Below are 17,703 nucleotides of genomic sequence, written 5' to 3'. Positions count from 1 at the left end.
AAATGATTTTTTACAAAACCGAGGAAGAGATTGACTTGATGAAGGCCAGCGCAAAAGTGCTGGCTCAGGCCCATGGGGAAGTGGCCAAGTTGATTGGGGAAGGGATTACCACCCGGGCGCTGGATCAGCGGGCGGAGGAATTCATCCGCGACAACGGTGGCCTGCCTTCCTTCAAAGGCTACAACGGTTTCGAGTACAGCCTCTGCATCTCACCCAATGCGGTAGTGGTGCATGGTTTCCCGGGCGATTACGTGCTGAAAAGCGGCGACATTGTTTCGATTGACTGTGGTGTACAACTCAACGGTTACCACTCCGATAGCGCGTATACTTACCCAGTTGGGGAAGTGACGCCGGAGGTACTGGCTCTGTTGGACGAAACTAAAAAGTCGCTTTACCTCGGCATAGAGCAAGCCATAGCAGGCAACCGCCTTGGCGACGTGAGCTATGCTATCCAGAATTATGTGGAGAAGCAAGGTTACGGTGTAGTGCGGGAGTTGGTCGGCCACGGTATCGGGCAGAAGTTGCACGAGCGGCCAGAAGTTCCTAACTACGGTAAACGTGGTTCGGGCTTGAAACTGCAGAGTGGATTGACGCTGGCTATCGAACCGATGGTGAACCTGGGCACGAAAAGCGTAGTGCAGGAAAAGGATGGCTGGACTATCCGCACCAAGGATTTCAAACCGTCGGCGCACTTTGAGCATACCATAGTTGTTCGCAAAGACAAGGCAGAAATTCTGACCTCCTTTGATTACATAGAAAAAGCCTTACAAGCAAAAACCTTATAGTAGCCATATGGCCAAACAAACTTCCATTGAGCAGGACGGTACCATCCTGGAAGCCTTATCCAACGCCATGTTCCGCGTGGAGCTGGAAAACGGGCACCAGCTGATTGCCCACATTTCGGGCAAGATGCGGATGCACTACATTAAAATTCTGCCGGGAGATAAGGTGAAACTCGAAATGTCGCCTTACGATTTATCGAAGGGCCGTATCGTGTACCGCTACAAGTAAGGGTGTGGGGTACTTGGGGTCCGGGGAACTGGGTTGAGGTTCAACCAGGTTGTTCGGCTTCCCTTGCAAACCTAGACCCTTCGAACCTCAGACCCTAACAACTCACTACCATGAAAGTAAAAACGTCCATCAAGAAGCGTAGCGCCGATTGCAAGATCATTCGTCGCAATGGCAAGCTCTACGTAATCAACAAGAAGAACCCCCGCTTCAAGCAGCGTCAGGGATAATTATTGGAAATTGGGGTCTTTGGAGCATGGCAGCTTGCTGTGTGTTCCGACAGCCGGAGCTAACCAGCAGCGGAACCCCAGGACCCTAACTCGCCAACAACCCAAACTCATCACATGGCTCGTATTGCAGGGGTAGACATCCCAGACAACAAGCGCGGCGAAATCTCGCTGACCTACATTTTCGGCATCGGCAAAGCTTCGGCTCAGCAAATCCTTTCGAAGGCAGGTGTAGACCTGAACAAGAAAGTGAAGGACTGGACGGAAGAGGAAGCCGGCGAAATCCGTAGCATCATCGCCAGCACTTACAAGACTGAAGGCGTACTGCGTTCGGAAGTGCAACTCAACATCAAGCGGCTCATGGACATCGGTTGCTACCGGGGTCTGCGTCACCGTAAGGGTCTGCCCGTTCGCGGTCAGCGCACCAAGAACAACTCGCGTACCCGTAAGGGCAAGCGCAAGACGGTTGCTGGTAAGAAAAAAGCCACTAAATAATCTGTAGCGGGAATCAGGCTGATGGGTTGCGAAAAGCTTTCAGCCTAACACCTTCCGCAGTAATTTTTGCGATAACCAAATGGCACAGAAAAGAAAAGACAAAGCCAAGAAGCGCGTTGTCGTTGTTGAGCCCGTAGGGCAGGTCCACATTAAGGCCTCTTTCAACAACATCATCATCTCCATCACCAACAACAATGGCCAGGTTATTTCCTGGGCTTCGGCTGGTAAGATGGGATTCCGGGGTTCGAAGAAGAACACTCCCTACGCCGCCCAAATGGCGATGTCGGATGCCGGCAAAGTTGCCCACGACCTGGGCATGCGCAAGGCAGAGGTGTTCGTGAAGGGTCCGGGTGCGGGCCGCGAGTCGGCTATCCGGACGCTGGGTAATGTGGGCATCGAGGTGACGACCATTAAGGACGTAACGCCGCTGCCCCACAACGGCTGCCGCCCACCTAAGCGCCGTCGCGTTTAGTTTGCACCACGCTGGCTTCGGCCGCGCCCCCTTCAACCCCCAACAAATCCGAAATGGCACGTTATACTGGTCCTAAAACCAAGATTGCCCGTCGCTTCAATGAGCCGATTTTCGGCCCGAGCAAGGCACTCACCAAAAAAGCATACCCCCCTGGCCAGCACGGCCGTGGTCGTCGTAAGAAGCAAAGCGAGTACGCTATCCAGCTGATGGAGAAGCAGAAAGTAAAGTACATGTACGGCATGCTCGAGAAGCAGTTTGAGAACCTGTTCCACAAAGCTGCAGCTGCTCCCGGCATTACCGGCGACAACCTGCTGGCTATGCTGGAGTCGCGCCTCGACAACACGGTGTACCGTTTGGGCATTGCCCCTACGCGTCGCGCCGCCCGTCAGCTGGTGTTGCACAAGCACATCACCGTGAACGGTGAGATTGTGAACATCGCTTCGTACAAGCTCCGCGCTGGCGACCTAGTGGCCGTTCGCGAGAAGTCGAAGTCGCTGGAGGCTATCACTACGAGCCTGAGCGCCCGCAACGCCCGCGCTTTCGCGTGGCTGGAGTGGGAAGGCAAGGACATGGTGGGCAAGTTCCTCAATGCTCCTTCGCGCGAGCTGATTCCGGAGAAAATCACGGAGCAGCTCATCGTCGAACTGTACTCGAAGTAATAAACGAAGCGGCCCGGACGCCCGGGCCGCTCGTTTGCTTCGCCGCTTTTTTACTGATTTCAAGTATTGGGTATTAGGTATCAGGCCGCTGCAAACGCATCCTTTTACCTGATACCTTTTACTCAATACTAACCAACCGCCCCACTTATGTCAATCTTAGCTTTTCAAATGCCGGAGAAAGTGGTGATGGAGAAATCCGACGACTTCTACGGCACGTTTGAATTCAAACCGCTTGAGAAGGGCTACGGCGTCACGATCGGCAACGCACTGCGCCGCATCCTGCTGTCGTCGCTGGAGGGCTACGCCATCACCTCGGTACGCACCAACAGTGTGCTGCACGAGTTCATGACCATCGAAGGCGTGCTGGAAGATATGTCCGAAATCATCCTCAACCTGAAGCAGATCCGCTTCAAGAAGGTGAGCGATGCTATCGAGGATAAAATCACCGTCCGCATTAAAGGTCAAGAGTCTTTCAAGGCCGGCGACATCAACAACTTCACCAACGGTTTCGAAGTGCTCAACACCGAAATGGTGATTTGCCACGTCGACCCAGGCACGGAGCTGGAGTTTGAGTTCACCATTCAGAAAGGCCGCGGTTACGTACCGGCCGAGGAGAACAAGCCCCTCGACCAGGTATTTGGCCAGATTGCCATCGACGCCATCTTCACGCCGATCAAGAACGTGAAGTACAGCGTGGAAAACACCCGCGTAGAGCAGAAGACTGACTATGAGAAGCTCGTTATCGAGATTCACACCGACGGTTCTATCCATCCGGAGGAGGCCCTGAAAGGCGCCGCCAATATCCTGATTCAGCACTTCATGCTGTTTTCCGACAGCACAATGACCTTCGAGACGGTGAAAGCCGAGGAGGAGGAAATCGTGGATGAAGAGACGCTGCACATGCGCAAGGTGCTAAAGACGCCGCTGGCCGACATGGACCTGAGCGTGCGTGCCTACAACTGCCTCAAGGCTGCCGACATTAAGAGCCTCGGCGACTTAGTACAGCTCGACATGGCCGACATGATGAAGTTCCGCAACTTTGGTAAGAAGTCGCTCACGGAGCTGGAAAACCTTGTGGAGGAGAAGGGCCTGACCTTCGGGATGGACCTGGGCAAGTACAAGCTCGACGAAGAATAGAGGATAAGCGCAGAAATGTGCTGTCGGTGAAACCGGTGCTTCGGCACAATTCACGGCAGCACATTTTTTGTGTCTGACTATTGCGTACATTTGCAGACTTTTTCACTTTTCTCATAGTGCGCCCCCGGGGCAGCGGTTCTAATGAGAAGGCAGCCGTAAGGCGCTTTCCGCCGTGGTCGTTGCCCGCAAGCGTACCTTTTTCTTTTTTTTATGCGTCACGGTAAATCTTTCAACCATCTCGGCCGCACCACCTCGCACCGCCACGCGATGCTGGCCAACATGGCTAACTCGCTCATCCTGCACAAGCGCATTACGACTACGGTAGCCAAGGCTAAGGCCCTACGCCAGTACGTGGAGCCCCTGCTGACCAAAGCCAAGAACGACACGACGCACTCGCGTCGCCTCGTTTTCTCGAGCCTGGGCCAGAAGGAGGTGCTGAAGGAACTGTTTGACAATGTTGCAGTTAAGATTGCCGGTCGTCCAGGTGGGTACACCCGCATCATCAAGCTGAGCCAGAACCGCCTTGGTGACAACTCGGAGATGTGCGTTATCGAACTGGTTGACTTCAACGACACCATGCTGGAGGCAAAGAATGCCGGTGAAGCTAAGGCTACGACCCGTCGTTCGCGCCGTGGCGGTAAGAAGGCTGATGCTACGACTACCGAAGGCGATTCGTCGGCTGAAGTAGTGGCTGAAGCTAAGCCCGCTAAAAAAGCTAAGGCTGCTGCCACGGAGGTTTCGGCTCCCGAGGACACCGACACGGAGACGCTGAAGGATGGCGAAACCCGCGAGGAGAAAGCTGCTGAGTAATCAGCACCGCTTACTAGATTTAAAGAAGGCTCGCCAATCGGCGGGCCTTTTTTTGTAGAGTAATTCGAAGGACAGCCGTTACACTCATGCCCGATTTACCAGGCTTCATTGGGAATTTGCGGGGCTTCGAAAAGTAAGAGTTCAGTTGGCGGGCTGGGTGGGCGTGTTTTGGGCATCCATTCACCCTCAAGCCTACTGCCATGAAAGCGATTTTCTCCCTTCTGCTAATATTGCTGGCGGTACCAGTGGCCGCTCAACAGTTGACCACAACGGCCGTAAGCGGTCGGGCAATCGATGACAAAGGGCAGGCAGTACCGTTCGCCTCGGTGGTGCTACGGCAACTGGCTGACTCGGCCGTGGTACAGGCTACCCAGGCATCGGAAGCAGGGCGTTACCAGCTGGCGGGAGTGCCGGCGGGGCGTTACCGGGTGCAGGTGTCGGCGGTGGGCTATAGCCAAGGCAGGAGTGCGGAGTTTACGGTAGCGGGAAAAGAGGTGGTAGTGCCGGATGTTCGGCTGGCCGTGGCGGCCCAGGTGCTGGGCGAGGTGCGCGTGGTGGGGCAGAAGCCGCTGCTGGAAATGACGGCGGGCAAGCTGGTGGTGAACGTGGCGGGCAGCCTCACAGCCGGCGCTACGGCGCTGGAGGCGCTGGAAAAAGTGCCGGGCCTGCTGGTGCTCAACAACCGGATTGTAGTAGCCGGGCAAGAGGGTGTACTTATTCAGATTGATGGCCGGACCACCCAGTACACCGACGTGGTGGGCGTGCTGAAGGACTTTCCGAGCAGCACCATTGAGCGGATTGAGGTAATTACCCAGCCCGGCGCCACCCGCGACGCCGCCGGCACGGCGGGCATCATCAACATCATCCTCAAGAGGAATACCGACCTGGGCACCAACGGTACCCTGACTGCCAACGCGGCCTACGGGCGCTTTGCCAAGGCCGGGGCCCTGCTCGACCTCAACCACCGGGCCGGCGCGCTGAACGTGTTTGGGACGGCCAGCTACAACTACCGCCACACCTACGAGCAGCTGAACACAGCGCGGCTGGATACCCGAACCGGCATCCGCTACGAGCAGCAGAGCTACCAACCGCGGCTAACCCAGGCGCCCACGTTTCGGCTGGGGGCTGATTACCGCTTGCCGCACCGCCAGACGCTAAGCGTGCTGCTGAACACTTATCTCAACCGCACCCAGCTGAATGCAGAAAGCAGCACGCTGGCCGATAACGGCGTCAACGTCTTCACCGACAATAATACCCGCCGGAGTACCGATTCCTACGCTGGCAACCTCAACTACAAAGTGCTGCTCGACACACTGGGCCGCGAGTTGACCGCCGATGTGGACTACTCGCGCTACACTGCCGGTAGTCTGGGCCTCTTGGCCAATCAGGTGCGCGTGGGCGACGTGAACCAGCTGCAAACCCTGCGCAACGACCAACAGACGCGCATCGGGCTGGCTTCGGTCAAAGCAGACTACCGGCAGCCGCTCAATGCCACCACCAACCTGCTGCTGGGCGCCAAGGTCAGTCAGGTCGACATCCGAAGCGAGTTGGAGCTGACGGGCGCTGATGCCGGCCGGACCGACCAATTTCGCTACGCTGAGAGCATTGGGGCCGCTTATGTGCAGGCCGAGGGTACACAGCTAGGCCTGACGTGGCAGGCCGGTTTGCGGGGCGAATACACGGTGGCCGAAGGCACGGCGGCCACCAGCATCCGGCGTAGCTATGGGCAGTTGTTTCCGAGCTTGAGCCTGGATAAGCCGCTGACCAAAGTACTGGGCGCGAACCTGGCGTACAGCCGCCGCATTGGGCGGCCCAGCTACCAGGATCTGAATCCGAATCTGGTGTACCTCGACCCCTACACCTCGCAACGCGGCAACCCCTTGCTGACGCCCCAGTTCACGGGCAACTATAAGCTGGCCCTGACCTACCAGAAGCAGCCGTTCTTTATCCTGGGCTACAGCCGCACCCGCGACGCCATCAGCTTGGTGACGGCCACCGAGGACAGCATTATCTACTCTACCTCGGCCAATCTTGATAACCTGCGCAACTACAACGCCACGCTGAACCTGCCGCTTACCTACCGCAAGCTGCTGACGGGCTACGCCGGCGTGACGGTGTTCTACAACGAGTACCTGAGTGAGTACTTGGGCAGCACGTACCGGGCGGGCCGGACTGCCGCTACTTTCTACGGCCAAGCCAATGTGCAGCTGCCCCAGAACATCAAGCTGGAGGCCTCCGGCTACTACCAAACGGCTGGTATAAATGGCTTAGTCAGGTTTCGGGGCTTTGGGGAGCTGAACCTGGGGCTGCAGAAAACGCTGTGGCAGGACCGCGCCACCCTGCGCCTGGCCGTGAACGACGTGCTGTTCTCGAGCAAGCAGCGGGGCATGGTGCGCTACCAGAACCTGGACGTGGCCTTCCAGAGCTACGGCGAAAGTCGGCAGGCGCGGGTAAGCCTGAGCTGGAAGCTGGGCAACCAACAGTTGAAAGCGGCCCGCAAGCGCACCACCGGCCTCGAAGAAGAGCGGGGTCGCGTGAAAACCGACAAAGAGTAGCATCTTTCCGCCCCGTTATTATCTGCCGCCATGCCGTTCACGTTTCAACGCCCCAGTCGCTCCGACTACCTGCTGGTACTTGCCTACTGGCTGCTGGCCGCGTCTATTATCTTCTTCAGCTACCTGCAGCAGTTTGGGCTGGCACGCGCGGTGCCCTCGATTCTCTTCACCATCGGGCTCGACACGCTGGCCGTGTATGTGCTGGTATTTGGGCTGCTGCCGCTGGCTTTGTCACGCCGTAGCCCCTGGATAGTGCTCGGCGCGCTGGTGGTATTTGTGGTGCTCGACGCGCATTTGTATTGGTTTGGCTACTGGATACTGCTGAGTGACAAGCCGCTGCAATGGACCGCCCCAGCTATTCTGTACACCGTCATGAAGCATACCCAGAGTTACGGGATGCTGGGTATTCTGATGGCGGGCAAGCGGTACTTCGACGTGCAGAAGCGGTTGTTGCAAACCCAGCAGGCCCAGACTCAGAGCGAGCTACGCAACCTCAAGGCCCAACTCGACCCGCACTTCCTGTTCAACAACCTCAACGTGCTGCGCGGCCTCATTCAGCAGGACCCCGCGGAAGCCAACGAGTACCTCAACCGGTTCGCGGGCCTTTACCGGCTGCTGGTCCGGCACCAGAACGAGGACTTCGTGAGCGTGAGCGACGAGCTGCGCTTCGTGGAGGAGTACATCTACCTGCTGCGGCACCGCTTCGGCACGGCCTACGAGTTTCGGCTGGACCTGCAGCCTGGCCCCGCCTGGGACCAGCGTCTGGTGGTGCCGGGTACGCTGCAGCAGCTGCTCGAAAATGCCATCAAGCACAACGCCGGCAACGAGGACGACCCGCTGGTAATCGAAATTACGGCCACGGCGGATAGCCTGACGGTGCGTCACCCGCGCCGGCCCAAGCTCACAGCCGTCGACTCGACGGGCACCGGGCTGGCGAACCTGCGGGAACGGTATCGGCTGTTGTTCGCCCAGGAAATTCGGGTAGTGGATACGGCCGCCACATTTGCCGTGACGGTGCCCGTGGTAGCTCAGTCGCCGGCCAGGGTGCCCGCTGACGCAGGCTTCATGAACGATGTAGGGGCGAGGCTTGCCCCCGCCCGCCTTTGAACGGAACTGCGGGACGGAGCCATGTATGGCCGTTTTAACGGCGGGTGGGGACAAGCCCCGTCCCTACATCGTTCTGAATAACTCATCATAGTCTGTTTTTTGCTATTCGTATGCATATTCTGATTCTGGAAGACGAAGAGCTGGCCGCCCGGCAGGTAGTGGCGTTTGCCACCCGGGCCGGGCTGAACGAGGCGGACCTGACGGTGCTGCGGAGCGTGGAAAAAGCATTGACCTGGCTGCAAATCAATTCCATGCCGGCCCTGATTCTGTCCGATATCGAACTGCTCGATGGCAACGTGTTCGCCCTCTACGAGCGGTTTCAGGTCACCTGTCCCATCATCTTCACGACGGCTTACGACCAGTTTCTGCTGCCCGCTTTCCGGGGCAATGGCATTGCCTATTTGCTCAAGCCGTTTACCTACGAGCAATTCGAGGAGGCCCTGACCAAGTATCAGCTGCTGCGCCGCAACTTTGCTGCCCCAGCTCCGGTTCCAGCCCCGACACCGCCGGCTGGGCTGAGTCCGGCGTTGGTGCAGGAGTTGAGTGCGGCTTTGCGCCAGGGAAGTCAGCCCCAGTACCGGCGGCGGCTGTCGGTGCGGATGCGCAACGGTCTTTACGTCTTGCAAACCGATGACGTGGCCTTCCTGCAGGCCGACGAGGGCGTGGTGTTCGCCGTGGATGGGGCTGGCGCGCGCCACCCGCTTACCGGCACGCTCACGGAGCTGGAAGCCCAGCTCGACCCGGCCCGGTTTGGGCGGCTCAACCGCTCGGAGCTGGTCAATGTGGCTTTCGTGGAGCGCGTGGAGCCCTATTTCAACAACCGGCTGGTGGTAAAGCTGCGGAGTAGTGCAGTTTCGCTAATGACCAGTGCGGCCCAGACGCCCGAGTTCCGGCGCTGGCTGGAAGGGTAGGGGCGCCCGGGAAAGGGGAGAAAGGTCGGGGATACTATTTACCTTGCGGGCCAGCGGCCGTAAAGCTGTTGGTTAACTCGTAATCCGTTTCATCAACCCCTTTCGCTCATGAGCATTATCACCGAAATCCACGCGCGCCAGATATTTGATTCGCGCGGCAACCCGACCGTTGAAGTGGATGTAACCACCGACAGCGGCACCGTGGGCCGCGCTGCCGTACCCAGCGGTGCCAGCACTGGCAAGCACGAAGCCGTGGAACTGCGCGACAACGATAAAGCCATGTACATGGGCAAGGGCGTGCTGCAGGCCGTGGAGAACGTGAACACAACTATTGCCGAGGAGCTGATTGGCTTTTCGGTATTCGAACAGGGCCTGCTCGATAAGATTATGTGCGAGCTCGACGGGACGCCCAACAAGGCCAACCTGGGTGCCAACGCCATTCTGGGCGTGTCGCTGGCTGTGGCCCGCGCTGCCGCGGCCGACTTGAGCATGCCGCTGTACCGCTACGTGGGCGGCGTAAATGCCACCACGCTGCCCGTGCCGATGATGAACATCCTCAACGGCGGCTCGCATGCCGACAACAGCATCGATTTCCAGGAATTCATGATTATGCCGGTGGGCGCTTCGAGCTTCTCGGAGGCGTTGCGCTGGGGCACCGAAATATTCCATCACCTCAAGGAAGTGCTGAAGAAGCAGGGTTTCAGCACCAACGTAGGCGACGAGGGCGGTTTCGCTCCCAACATCAAGAGCAACGAAGACGCCATCAAGATTGTGCTCCAGGCCATTGAGAAGGCTGGCTACAAGCCCGGCGACGAGGTGATGATTGCCATGGACGCTGCCGCCTCGGAGTTCTATTCCGACGGCCACTACCACTTCAAGAAGAGCACCGGCGACAAGCTGACCTCGTCGGAGATGGTGAGCTACTGGACCGACTGGACCAAGAAGTACCCCATCATCAGCATCGAGGATGGCATGGACGAGGACGACTGGAGCGGCTGGAAGGACTTGACGAACAGCATCGGCAAAACCACCCAGCTCGTGGGCGACGACCTGTTCGTAACCAACGTTGACCGCCTGCAGCGCGGTATTGACGAGCAGATTGCCAACTCCATCCTCATCAAGGTAAACCAGATTGGCACGCTCTCCGAAACGATTGACGCCATCAACCTGGGCCGCCGCAACGGCTACAAGAGCATCATGAGCCACCGTTCGGGCGAAACCGAGGACAACACTATTGCCGACCTAGCCGTGGCCCTTAACACCGGCCAGATCAAGACCGGCTCGGCCTCGCGTTCCGACCGGATGTCGAAATACAACCAGTTGCTGCGCATCGAGGAAGAGTTGGGCGAGGTAGCCTACTTCCCCGGCCGCAAGATGTAACCAGCGGATTTGCGCTGATCAATTGTAATTCCGCTGATTTCAATGTTTAGCTGGCCGACGGTACCGCTCCTTTGGGGCGGTACCGTTTTGGTTTTAGCGGGTATGAAAACCGGAAATGGCTGAGCTGAATTGATAGGGTAGTTGGTTGAAATAACGGATATTTGTCATGCTGACGCTGGCATCCGTGGCATTGGCGTAATCTACATCATCTGTGATTTATGAGAGTAGGAGAATTATTTGACCGCATCCCCCGCTTTCTGCGCAACTTCTATTTTCTGACCGGGCTGGCGTTTCTGGTCTGGATGTTTCTGTTTGATGCCAACGACCTGGTGCGGCAGTACGACATGTACGCTAAGTGGGAGGAGCTACAAGGCGACCGGGAGTACTACCTGCGCGAGATTGACAAGGTGAAGAAGGACCGCGCCGAGCTACTAAGCAGCCCCGAGCTGTTGGAGAAATTCGCCCGCGAGAAATACATTATGAAGCGCCCGGGCGAAGACGTGTTTGTACTCGTTCCGCAGGATGAAAAGTAGCCGGCTGGCCAGGCTGATGCGAACGCACATGGTAAAAACAACGCTACTTGCCCTCGGCCTGCTGCTGGCTGTGCCGGGGGTGGCCCTGGCGCAGCAGCGGCTTTCCCAGGTGCAGGTAGCGCGGCGGTTCTGGATGGCGGCCGTAGGGCAGGAGTGGAAGCAGGCTTACCGCTGGCTGGCTCCCGCTACCCAGGCCACAATGAGCCAAAAGCAATTCCGGCAGATGCTGCAGCCGTTACGCAAACCGGTATGTCGGTTCGGTTCCGTTATCGACCTTTACAAACTGGGTTTCCGGCTGCGCGATGCCGCCGCCCCCGAGCCTTTCGTTGCCTACAGTTTCCGCGCCGACACGCTGGCCGCGCGCCCACACTTCCAGCTCGACGTCAGTTTCCAGGACTCTACTGCCCGACGGGTTAAGGTCTTTCGGCTGATAGAGGTAAAGTAGCTCAGCCGACGGGTCGCCTGATTGCTTCTATTCCGGCAGCGAGATTTTGCCCATGCGGACAGCCGGGACGCGCTGGCGGCCGGCTCCAATGCTGAGGGGCTGGCCGGCCACGGCTTCGTTGGCCAGCAGCGCAAACAGGATGGCTTCTTTGGCATCGGGTGGTATGCCCAGGGTGGCGGTGCTGGCAAAGCGGCAGGCGGGCAGGTGGCTTTGCAAGGCGGCCAGCAGCACAGGGTTGTGGGCACCGCCGCCGCTGGTGTACACTGCCACAGCCGGCTGGTCGCCCAAAGCTAGTCGCACCGCCCGCGCCACGCCAGTTGCACTTAGCTCCACCAGCGTAGCCAGCAGGTCCTCGACTGCCAAGGCCTGCGTGCCAGTGCGGGCCTGAGCGGCCTCCAGGTATGCCGGGCCGAACAGCTCGGGGCCGGTGGTTTTGGGCAATGCCGCTGCAAAAAATGGGTGGTTGAGTAGTTCGGCCAGTAAGTTGGGATGCACCGTGCCGCCGGCCGCCAGCTTACCGTCCTCGTCAAAGGCCAGCTGCGCGAAGTGGGCGCGTACCACGGCGTCGAGCAGGGTGTTGCCGGGGCCGGTATCGGTGCTGAAGGCGGCGCTGGCAGTCTGGTCATTCTCAGAGCCGATGCGAGGCAGGTAGGTAAAGTTGGCAATGCCGCCCAGGTTGAGCAGCACACGCTCCTTAGTGGAGCTGCTGAGTAGCAGAAAGTCGCCGTAGGTAGCTAATGGCGCACCTTCGCCCCCGGCCGCTATGTGCTTCTGGCGGAAGTCGCCGATGGTGATGATGCCGGTACCCACGGCCAGGTGGTCGGCGTCGCCGAGTTGCAGGGTGGCGTTGAGGCCGGGGAAATCGGGGTGTTGGTGCTGATGGGCGGGGGCGTGGTACACCGTCTGGCCGTGGCTGGCCAGCAGGTCGACTTCGGCCGGGGCCACCTGCCACTCGCGCAGGCAGGAGAGTACCATGCGGGCATGCTCGCGGCCCAGCCAGGCGTGCAGCAGCGTCAGATACTCCAGGCTCACCTGCTCGCGGGCAAATACCTGCCGCACCCGTCGCCGGAACTCTTCATTGTAAGGTATCGTGGCAAAATGCTCCAGCTCCAGCCGCGTGGCTCTGCCGTGTCCGTGCAGGCGGCACAGGGCCACATCCAGCCCATCGAGCGAGGTCCCCGACATCAGCCCGATAATCCGGCGGCTGGGCTGCTGAGCAAGTTGGGCGAGGCGGTGCATACGCTATGGTGAAGAGTGAACAACGAAGAACGTCATTCAGAGCGTAGCGAAGAATCTCGCGTGCAAAAGTATTCCTGACAATAAGGAGCTACTGTGGCACGCTAGATTCTTCGCTACGCTCTGAATGACGTTCTTCCCTAATTCCTAATTCCTAATCCCTAATCCCTAATCAATCTTCTTCCCGGCCATGGCCTGGCTGATGCTGATGTTCATCACGCGCTCGGCGAAGGGGCGGGTGAGTTCTTCCAGCTCGTCCACGGCTTTCAGCATCACGTCCTTTTCCGGGGTCTGCAGGGCCGCTTTCAGCTTCGTTACGCCGGCCTGGGTCTGGGTGAGCTCGGCAGCGGTGAGGTGCTGGCCGTTTCTGGCCACGAACCGCTCCACCTGATAGAGCATCTGCTCGGCTACAGTGCGGGCTTCGATAACCATACGGGCCGCCACGTCTTCGCGGGCGTGCGTGAGCGAGTCCATCAGCATCTGCTCCACCTGCTCGTCGGTGAGGCCGTATTGGGGCTTGATTTCGACTTCCTGGCGGGTGCCGGAGCGCAGTTCGATGGCCTCGACTTTCAGGATGCCATCGGCGTTCAGGATGAAGTTGACATCGACCTTGGGCAGGCCGGCGGGCATGGCCGGGATGCCGCGCAGGTCGAACTCGGCCAGCTTACGGTTTTCCTTCACCACGTCCCGCTCGCCCTGATACACCGAAATTTTCAGGTTCACCTGCCCGTCCACGCTGGTAGTGTACTGGCGGCCGGCTTTGGTCGGGATTTTGGAGTTGCGTGGGATAATCGGGTCCATCAGGCCACCCAGGGTTTCGATACCCAGTGTAAGCGGCGTTACGTCGAGCAGCAGCACGTCGCGGCGGTTGCCGGCCAGAATATCGGCCTGAATGGCCGCGCCCAGCGCCACTACCTCGTCGGGGTTGAGGGAGCTATTGGCTTCCTGCCCGAAGAACTTCGATACCGAATCGTGTACCAGTGGCACCCGGGTCGAGCCGCCCACCAGCAGCACGGCGTCGAGCTGGTCGGCCCTGAGGCCTGCGTCCTTCAGCGCGAGGCGGCACGAGTCTATCGTGCGCTCCACCAGCGGGCGGGCCAGCTCTTCAAACTCCGAGCGGCTGAGGCGCACCACCACATCGTCGCCGAGGTTGCCGGCAAACTCGGCGTGCTGGCTGAGGTAGCGCTTGGCCGATTCAGCCAGCAGCCGCAACTCCTGCTGTAGCGAGCCGTTGCCGGCCAGTTGGGCCGTTAGGTTGTGCTGTTCAATCCAGTGCTCGGATACGGCGCGGTCAAGGTCGTCGCCACCTAAATAAGTGTCGCCGTTGGTGCTCAGGACCTCAAAAATTCCCTGGTGCAGCTTCAGAATGCTCACGTCGAAGGTGCCGCCGCCCAGGTCATACACGGCCACGGTCTTTTCTTCGTCGGGATTCAGGCCGATGCCGTAGGCCAGAGCTGCCGCCGTGGGCTCGTTCACGATGCGCAGGACTTCCAGCCCGGCCAGGCGGCCGGCGTCGCGGGTTGCTTGGCGCTGCGAGTCGTTGAAGTAGGCCGGTACCGTAATCACAGCCTTGTTAACCGGCGTTTTAAGCGCGTGCTCGGCCCGTGCGCGCAGCTCCTTCAGTATCTCGGCCGACAGCTCGATGGGCGAGTAGAATCGGTCGCCAACCCGGATTTTCACTAGTCCCTCTGAGTTGTCGTCAATCACCTTGTAGCCAAGGCCACCGGCGTGCTGGCCTAGGTCGTGGTAGCTTTTGCCCAGCAGGCGCTTCACCGAGTAAATGGTGTTCTGAGGATCAGAAAGTAGATATTCCTTGGCTTCGGTGCCCACCAGCGCCGATTCGCCGCCCTGCGGGAAATGCACCACCGAGGGCACGATGGTACCCCGGCCCTGGTCGTTGATGGCCAGCGGCTGGCGGTTTTCGGGGTGAATATAGGCGACCAGCGAGTTGGTGGTGCCCAAGTCAATACCCACGATAATTTCTTCCTGCTGAATACTGCCGGTAGAAAGGTTGATTGCAACTTTAGCCATAGGGAACAACGAGGCGGCGGGGCCGCACGGAAAGCGGGAAAACGGATGGGCTTGGCTAGTGTAACAGCCGCCCGCCCGAAAGGGCCAAAATTACGCAACAAAAGTCCGGCCCGGCTAAGCCGCCTGAACCAGACTCAGTGGCCATCAGTCCGCGCCAGTTACTGGGTGTACTTATCAGACTGGCAACGAAAAGCAGGATTAAGAGAATTGATAATCAGGCGGTATGATTAGGATTGCGGATTTTCATAAATAAATGGTACATAATTGCGGTTATTTAAATCCACTGCTGAGTTGCGCTGCGTACGCTTTTTGTGGGCATTAATGCCGCGCTTGTCCGTTGTCTGTCGAAGACTACTTAGCCGGCTGCCACACTCCATTAATATGGGCCACTACCGGCTCTGCTGCACTTGTCTTTCAGGTCTCTTTCGAGAGGACTTATCCGCTGTTCCGGCCATAGTGGCCGGTTCTTTTCTCATTTTTTACCCCTTTTATCATGCCCAAATTTCTTACCCGCCCTATCCTACCCATCGCTCTGGCTGCCGCTACCGTGGCTGGCCTGATGGCTTGGACTGCCCAGCAAACTACGCTCGAAGCATCGAGCCATCGTGAGGCGCCTCTTATTGCCGACGACCCGTTGGCTGACAACACCGACGTATATGCCTTCCGCGACCCCAACAACGCGGAAATGGTTAACCTTATCGCCAACTACGTTCCGTTGGAGCTGCCCCAGGGCGGCCCCAACTACAACACGTTCGGCGAAAACGTGCGTTACGAAATTCACATCAAAAACGACGGCAGCAAGCCCAACGCCGACGACATTACGTACCGCTTTACCTTTAAGCGGGTAAATGAGGACCCGACCACGTTCTTCAACATTCGGCTGGGCAAGCAGAACCTGAAGGCTACTTACACTATGGAGCGCAGCGTGAATGGCGGCGCTTTCACGACTCTGAAAACTGATGGCGTGGTGCCGCCGCCAAACATTGGGCCGCGCTCCATTACCGGAGCCGCCGGCTTGGGCGCACCGAGCTACGAGAGCCTCTTTACGGGAGCAATCCAGACGGTAGATGGCGATATTAAGGTGTTCTGTGGACCCGTCGACGACCCGTTTTTTGTGGATCTGGGCGGTGTGTTTGACCTGGGCGGCATCCGCACGGCTTCAGCCCGCGACGGCGTAGCCCGCAAGAACACCCACACTATTGCCCTGCAAATCCCGATTGCCAAGCTCCAGAAGGCTGGCAAAACCGGTGCCCAGGCCGCTAACATCCTCGACCCTGACTACATTATCGGTGTGTGGGCTTCGGCCAGCCGCCAGTCCATCCGCACCATCAGCACCAACGATGGCACGCAGGCGCACACCGGTACCTGGGTACAGGTGTCGCGTTTGGGCATGCCGCTGACCAACGAGGTAATTCAGCCCATCGGCTCGAAGGACCGTTGGAACTACGACACCCCTTACACCGAGCAGGCTAGCACCGAGGACTACCTCTCGAACCCTGAGTTGGGCCTGTACATGGCTGAGGGCGCGGGCTATTTCGGAACGGCAGTACCCGGCTTCAATCAGTTGCGCATTCAGCGCAATTCGCTGGGCTCTTTCGACTTTGCCAATGGTAAAAATGGCGTTTCGGCGCTGCTAAACGCACCTGCCGCCGATGTAGCCGGTACGGCCTTCGCCAAAGTGGCCAACGGTGGCTTCGCCGAATACCTGCTGCGCCCGGGCAAGCCCCGTTCAGTAGATATTCTGCCCATTTTCCATACGGGCGTGCCCAACTTGCCGCCCTACCAGTTGGCCAATATCAAGCCTGCCGGTCAGCCTTTGGCCCCGGGTAAACCGTTCGTCAACAACTTCATGCCCCTCATCGACAATGTGGGTGCTGCAGCCGGTGTGGGCGGCGATATGTTGCGCCTGAACATGGCTGTACCGACGACGTCGCGTAGCTCAACTGACTTCAGCTCGGAAGGTCTGCTTGCTGCCGCTGTTCTGGGCCTGACCGACGCGCGTTTCAACACAACCAATACCCTGCAGTTCATCCCCAACATGGATGGTTTCCCGAACGGACGCCGTCTGGAGGATGACATCACCCGCATCGAGTTGCAAGCCGTGGGTGGCATCGTACTGGCGGCCATTGGCCTGCCCTACGAGGCTGGCTCGCCCGGCTTGGCCGGCGCTCTGGCCTTCCGTACCGGTATCGAGAAGAACGATACGACGTTCCGCACAGGCTTCCCTTACATGCAGTTGCCTTGGTCAGGTACCAAAGCGCAGGGTACGGTTACCTCGCAGCTCGGCGCAGCTGGCTTCAGCCTGAAGCCTGAGATTGTGGCCGCCGCTCAGAACTACCCGAACCCGTTCAACGAGAGCACCAAAGTAACCTACGAGGTAGCCACCAAAACTCCACTGACGATGTTTGTGAGCGACCTGACGGGCCGCCGCGTGGCAACGTTGATGGAGGGCAAAACCCACAAAGTAGGGAAGTTTGAACTCGACTGGAAGCCCGGCCCCGAAGTAGCCGCCGGCACCTATGTGCTGACAATTGCCACGGGCAAGACCGTGTTGCAATCGATGAAGCTGGTGCACAACCAGTAAGTCGGTTTGACGCTGGCCGGCGCGGGTAGAACCTGCGCCGGCCAGCTGCTGACGGATAGCCGGGCCCTGGGTGAGTCTGCCTATCTTACTGGCTACCGACGGGGGAACCGGCC

17 protein-coding genes are annotated in these 17,703 nt (G+C 58.7%); 15 read left to right on the top strand and 2 right to left on the bottom strand.

From position 1 onward, the window contains the following. Nucleotides 1-2 precede the first annotated feature (2 nt). From map to D0N36_RS00335, 14 genes are all read left to right on the top strand, one after another. Nucleotides 3-785: a type I methionyl aminopeptidase gene (gene map, locus D0N36_RS00400; protein ID WP_116939093.1), complete on the top strand. Its 783-nt coding sequence runs from the start codon at nt 3-5 to the stop codon at nt 783-785. Nucleotides 786-792: 7 nt separating this feature from the next. Further along, a complete protein-coding gene (gene infA / locus D0N36_RS00395; protein ID WP_019946152.1) occupies nt 793-1,011 on the top strand; it encodes a translation initiation factor IF-1 in 219 nt (72 codons plus the stop codon). Nucleotides 1,012-1,121: 110 nt separating this feature from the next. Beyond that, a complete protein-coding gene (gene ykgO, locus D0N36_RS00390) occupies nt 1,122-1,238 on the top strand; it encodes a type B 50S ribosomal protein L36 (protein WP_092767990.1) in 117 nt (38 codons plus the stop codon). Between the two features lie 114 nt (nt 1,239-1,352). Beyond that, entirely contained in the window at nt 1,353-1,730 is a 378-nt protein-coding gene (gene rpsM, locus D0N36_RS00385; RefSeq protein ID WP_019946150.1) for a 30S ribosomal protein S13, read from the top strand. A gap of 79 nt (nt 1,731-1,809) precedes the next feature. Further along, nucleotides 1,810-2,202: a 30S ribosomal protein S11 gene (gene rpsK / locus D0N36_RS00380; RefSeq protein WP_019946149.1), complete on the top strand. Its 393-nt coding sequence runs from the start codon at nt 1,810-1,812 to the stop codon at nt 2,200-2,202. 53 nt (nt 2,203-2,255) lie between these two features. Beyond that, a complete protein-coding gene (gene rpsD, locus D0N36_RS00375; RefSeq protein WP_116939092.1) occupies nt 2,256-2,861 on the top strand; it encodes a 30S ribosomal protein S4 in 606 nt (201 codons plus the stop codon). Between the two features lie 147 nt (nt 2,862-3,008). Then, nucleotides 3,009-3,998, top strand: a complete 990-nt coding sequence (locus D0N36_RS00370) for a DNA-directed RNA polymerase subunit alpha (RefSeq protein ID WP_116939091.1) — start codon at nt 3,009-3,011, stop codon at nt 3,996-3,998. Nucleotides 3,999-4,208: 210 nt separating this feature from the next. Then, the gene (rplQ, locus tag D0N36_RS00365) at nt 4,209-4,808 is read left to right on the top strand and encodes a 50S ribosomal protein L17 (RefSeq protein ID WP_116939090.1); all 600 of its coding nucleotides are present in this window, start codon (nt 4,209-4,211) and stop codon (nt 4,806-4,808) included. Between the two features lie 200 nt (nt 4,809-5,008). After that, entirely contained in the window at nt 5,009-7,363 is a 2,355-nt protein-coding gene (locus tag D0N36_RS00360; RefSeq protein ID WP_116939089.1) for an outer membrane beta-barrel protein, read from the top strand. Between the two features lie 30 nt (nt 7,364-7,393). Next, complete coding sequence (locus D0N36_RS00355) at nt 7,394-8,470, top strand: sensor histidine kinase (RefSeq protein WP_116939088.1); 1,077 nt, start codon at nt 7,394-7,396, stop codon at nt 8,468-8,470. A 110-nt stretch (nt 8,471-8,580) separates the two neighbouring features. Then, complete coding sequence (locus D0N36_RS00350; RefSeq protein WP_116939087.1) at nt 8,581-9,381, top strand: LytR/AlgR family response regulator transcription factor; 801 nt, start codon at nt 8,581-8,583, stop codon at nt 9,379-9,381. A 108-nt stretch (nt 9,382-9,489) separates the two neighbouring features. After that, complete coding sequence (gene eno, locus D0N36_RS00345) at nt 9,490-10,761, top strand: phosphopyruvate hydratase (protein ID WP_116939086.1); 1,272 nt, start codon at nt 9,490-9,492, stop codon at nt 10,759-10,761. 218 nt (nt 10,762-10,979) lie between these two features. Beyond that, a complete protein-coding gene (locus tag D0N36_RS00340) occupies nt 10,980-11,294 on the top strand; it encodes an FtsB family cell division protein (protein ID WP_116939085.1) in 315 nt (104 codons plus the stop codon). A 28-nt stretch (nt 11,295-11,322) separates the two neighbouring features. Beyond that, on the top strand, nt 11,323-11,739 hold the full coding sequence (locus D0N36_RS00335; RefSeq protein ID WP_116939084.1) for a hypothetical protein: 417 nt from the start codon (nt 11,323-11,325) through the stop codon (nt 11,737-11,739). A gap of 27 nt (nt 11,740-11,766) precedes the next feature. Here the strand turns inward: D0N36_RS00335 and D0N36_RS00330 are convergent, their stop codons facing one another. After that, a complete protein-coding gene (locus D0N36_RS00330; RefSeq protein ID WP_116939083.1) occupies nt 11,767-12,978 on the bottom strand; it encodes an anhydro-N-acetylmuramic acid kinase in 1,212 nt (403 codons plus the stop codon). 165 nt (nt 12,979-13,143) lie between these two features. Beyond that, nucleotides 13,144-15,006 carry a Fe-S protein assembly chaperone HscA gene (hscA, locus tag D0N36_RS00325; protein ID WP_116939082.1) on the bottom strand — a complete coding sequence of 621 codons (1,863 nt, stop codon included), beginning with the start codon at nt 15,004-15,006 and terminating at the stop codon, nt 13,144-13,146. 493 nt (nt 15,007-15,499) lie between these two features. On the opposite strand from hscA, the gene D0N36_RS00320 reads away from it, so the two are divergent. Beyond that, nucleotides 15,500-17,590: a DUF4331 family protein gene (locus tag D0N36_RS00320; protein WP_116939081.1), complete on the top strand. Its 2,091-nt coding sequence runs from the start codon at nt 15,500-15,502 to the stop codon at nt 17,588-17,590. The last annotated feature ends 113 nt before the right edge of the window (nt 17,591-17,703 follow it).

The sequence above is a fragment of the Hymenobacter lapidiphilus genome, assembly GCF_003417065.2.
Taxonomy (GTDB): domain Bacteria; phylum Bacteroidota; class Bacteroidia; order Cytophagales; family Hymenobacteraceae; genus Hymenobacter.
The sequence above is the reverse complement of the archived record's forward strand: the minus strand, read 5'-3'. Positions and strand labels throughout refer to the sequence as shown.